3 protein-coding genes and 1 other RNA gene are annotated in these 3,753 nt (G+C 42.7%); 3 read left to right on the plus strand and 1 reads right to left on the minus strand.

Annotated elements, in window-relative coordinates; all coding sequences use genetic code 11:
* Positions 1–319 precede the first annotated feature (319 nt).
* From IQ229_RS17595 to ssrA, 3 genes are all read left to right on the plus strand, one after another.
* Positions 320–1,267, plus strand: coding sequence for a F0F1 ATP synthase subunit gamma (locus IQ229_RS17595; protein ID WP_194045901.1), 948 nt, complete (start codon positions 320–322; stop codon positions 1,265–1,267).
* Between the two features lie 102 nt (positions 1,268–1,369).
* Positions 1,370–2,134, plus strand: coding sequence for a class I SAM-dependent methyltransferase (locus IQ229_RS17600; protein WP_194045903.1), 765 nt, complete (start codon positions 1,370–1,372; stop codon positions 2,132–2,134).
* A gap of 66 nt (positions 2,135–2,200) precedes the next feature.
* Positions 2,201–2,593, plus strand: a transfer-messenger RNA (tmRNA) gene (gene ssrA / locus IQ229_RS17605).
* 483 nt (positions 2,594–3,076) lie between these two features.
* Here ssrA and IQ229_RS17610 read toward each other — a convergent pair.
* Complete coding sequence (locus IQ229_RS17610) at positions 3,077–3,532, minus strand: helix-turn-helix domain-containing protein (protein WP_194045905.1); 456 nt, start codon at positions 3,530–3,532, stop codon at positions 3,077–3,079.
* Positions 3,533–3,753 lie beyond the last annotated feature (221 nt).

Here is a 3,753-nt window from a genome sequence, read left to right on the forward strand (position 1 = left end):
CCTTTACCCAAGGTCTGCGGGAGTACTTAAAGACTGGTAAAACCCAGTATGCCGAAGGAGTAAGAAGCTCCAAAGCACTAGGTGATGCAGAAGAAGCTGCCTTAAAAGAAGCACTTACCGAATACAAGAAGACCTTCAAAGCAGCAGCGTAATTAGTCATCAGTCATTAGTCATTAGTCATTGGTAAATAACTAATGACTAGTGATAAAGCGCAAAGTCTGAGCGGAGGTTTCCTCCGTTCCCCGAAGGGGTTGCCGCAGGCATCAGAACTTTGTAAGAGAGGACAAATGACAAATGACTAAGGACTAAGGACAAGAATATGGCCAATCTAAAAGCAATACGCGATCGCATTCAGTCGGTCAAAAACACCAAAAAAATCACAGAAGCCATGCGTCTCGTAGCTGCGGCTAGAGTGCGCCGGGCGCAAGAACAAGTGCTAGCAACTCGCCCCTTTGCCGATCGCTTGGCACAAGTATTGTATGGTTTACAAAGCCGTTTGCGCTTTGAAGAAGCAAACCTACCATTACTGAGAAAAAGAGAAGTTAAGTCAGTCGGGCTATTGGTAATTTCAGGTGATCGCGGTCTATGCGGCGGCTACAATAATAACGTTATCCGTCGTGCAGAGAACCGCGCCAAAGAAATTACGGCAGAAGGTTTAGACTATAAATTTGTGCTCGTAGGGCGTAAAGCTACACAGTACTTTCAACGCCGCGATCAGCCTATTGATGCTACCTATAGCGGCTTAGAGCAAATTCCCACCGCAGCAGAAGCCAATCAGATTGCTGACCAACTACTTTCCTTATTTCTTTCCGAAGAAGTAGACCGCATCGAATTAATTTACACCAGGTTCCTTTCCTTGGTTAGCTCCCGTCCTGTGATCCAAACCTTACTGCCCCTCGATCCGCAAGGTCTAGAAGCAGGCGATGACGAAATCTTCCGCTTAACAACCCGTGGCGGTAAATTTGAAGTCGAACGGGAGAAAGTGACTAGCCAAGCCCGCACGTTGGCTCCTGACATGATCTTCGAGCAGGATCCCGTGCAGATTCTTGATTCTCTATTGCCCCTTTATCTGAGTAACCAGCTATTGCGGGCGCTACAAGAATCGGCAGCTAGCGAACTAGCAGCGCGGATGACAGCCATGAGCAATGCCAGTGAAAACGCTGGTGAACTAATTAACACTCTCACCCTGTCCTACAACAAAGCTCGACAAGCTGCAATTACCCAAGAACTCCTTGAAGTTGTGGGTGGTGCTGAAGCACTAACTTAGGTATAGCTAATTATTTATTTGTAGTGCGTTGTCATATATAGCCAATTGCTAATTATTTTAAGATTAGTAATTGGCTATCTTTAGTATTTGAGACTTTTATAGATGGTATTAACGGCATACGGGCCCTTATGTACTGAGGTTTATGAAATAACTAAGCCCATTGGTCAAGATTACCCAGATATTCCATACTACATCAAACATCTTTCATCAATTGGTGGCAGAATTTTGGAGGCGATGGTGGGAACGGGACGATTACTCATTCCACTGCTAGAAGCTGGTATCAATGTTGAGGGTATTGATACTTCACCAGACATGCTTGCTGCTTGTCGAAAACACTGTATTGACAGGAATTTAAATCCTGTTCTGCATCAAGGTTGTGTAGAAAATCTTGACATTTCTGGTAGATATAGTGCGATCGCAGTTTCCTTTGGCTCGTTTATGTTGCTAGAAAAGCGAACTGCTGCTGTGGCTGCATTGCAAGCTTTTGCTCGACATTTGGAACCACAAGGGCGAATCTTTATTGATTTAGAGTTGCCTATCGAAGATTTTAAAACAGAGAACATTGTTAAACAGTTATTGCCAATCAACTGCCCAGATGGATCAACAATCCTTTTACAATCCACATCTCGGATAGACTGGCTCAATCAAGTTAACACAACTGTGATTCGCTACGAGAAGTGGAAAGAGGGCAAACTTGTTGCTACAGAGTTACAAAATCTTTCCCTACATTGGTTTGGACGCGACGAATTTATTATGTGTTTACGGGAAAACGGCTACAAAGAGATCGCCCTATGCGCCAACTACACTGACCATCTAAAACCAAACTCCTATAAAGATACCCTGTGTTTCTCAGCAGTACTGGCATAAACCAAAAATTTTTTGTCAATAACACATTTCCAAAATTGCGTATTATAATTAGATTATGAAGCGCATGGGTCCGTCACGGTTTCGACAGGTTGGCGAACGCTGCTCTGTGATTCAGGTCGAGAGTGAGTCTCCTCTCGAAAATCAAAGGCTCAAACAAAAAGTAAATGCGAATAACATCGTTAGCTTTGCTCGTAAGCCTGCTCTAGTAGCAGCTGCCTAAAAACCTCTTACAGGTTCGAGCGTCTTTAGTTTGACTCCGTTAAGGACTGAAGACCAACCCCCAACGGATGCTCTAGTAAGCGTTCTCTGGTTGGCTTGCTAGCTAAGATTAAATCAGAGCATCCTACGTTCGGGATAATGAACGATTCCCGCCTTGAGGATTAGAAAGGCTAAACCTGTGAATGAGCGGGGGGTTAATACCCAATTTGGACAGCAGTTCGACTCTGCTCGGATCCACTAAAAATAGTTAACAAGTCCACTTGACACTGTGATGTGTAAGTGGGCTTTGTTTTATGGGAAACTCCCATCAGAATTTTCTATAATGCACAGCTCACTTGAGTTCAACGGCTAACATAGCAATACTGTTCAATTAAGCCCAAGTAACAGAAAGAAGCGCAGCAAGCACTATTTCCGCAAAAAGTAGGAACCTGTCAATAAAATATCGATTAAGCCCGTGCAGAAGTAAAGCAACAACAAGCGCTATCTCTGCAAAAAGCAGGAATTTGTCAAGAAGATAATCGTGATGGTCATCTACGATCTAGCGATCGCATCTCAAACGGAACGAGTAATTCCAATACTTTTCGGATAAACCCAACAATCTTTCTTTTGCTCTGGGGAAAGGTTATTGGATTTGGGGAAAAGGTAAATCCAAACCTTTCCCTTTTCCCCCTTAAGCGAAAAGTATTGCGAGTGATTCGAGTCCAAGATGGTTTAATTAGCTAATTATGCTTGCTGTTTCTGGGTTTGTGTGCGTGCGCTTCCAAATCTCCTTCCCCTTTTTTTCAGTACCCGTCGTAGTCGATCTGCACTCAAGTTTACTTGACGTTCAGATGCTAGTTTTTTTGCTAATTGTTTAGAGTTATAAGTCTCTGACTCTTGAGCTAAACAATTTTCGAGATAAACCAAATCTGATTCCGAATATCGAGGTTTTCCTCCTCGACCGGGAGCATCCCATAAACCTGCTAAACCCATTTTTTCCCAACGATGAAGGGTTTGACGCACTGTTGAAACCGCCCAGTTCAAGCCTTTTGCAATTTGCTCATTTTTTAAGCCACGAGTATTCAGCAGTAAAACTTGAGCGCGATCCTTAGTACGTTGAGGAACATCTTTAGCTTTTCTCAACTCTTCTAAAGTCAGCTTTTCTTCTTGTGTGAGAAATACTTTTAATCGGCATCCCATAAATAATAACCTTTTACGCAATCAATTTTTGTATCTATTTACGTCTGTATACTGAATCCATTAAGTATTTCATAGTACATTCTAAAAAAGGAACTACAAGTATTAATGATGTCGGCGTATAATAAGGCTGCTACGCGATACGGATTGGCTTGCGAACACTATCCAAGTTTGCAATTTTTCATCAACAATAGATTTGTATAAAAAGTTAGGCACATCGAGAT

Origin of the sequence: Nostoc cf. edaphicum LEGE 07299 (assembly GCF_015207245.1) — a bacterium.
Taxonomy (GTDB): Bacteria; Cyanobacteriota; Cyanobacteriia; order Cyanobacteriales; family Nostocaceae; genus Nostoc; species Nostoc edaphicum_B.

Excerpts from the sequence above, each read along its gene's own strand:
- IQ229_RS17595 (WP_194045901.1), top strand. The coding sequence starts at position 320 with ATGGCCAATCTAAAAGCAATACGCGATCGCATTCAGTCGGTCAAAAAC.
- IQ229_RS17600 (WP_194045903.1), top strand. The coding sequence starts at position 1,370 with ATGGTATTAACGGCATACGGGCCCTTATGTACTGAGGTTTATGAAATA.
- IQ229_RS17610 (WP_194045905.1), bottom strand. The coding sequence starts at position 3,532 with ATGGGATGCCGATTAAAAGTATTTCTCACACAAGAAGAAAAGCTGACT.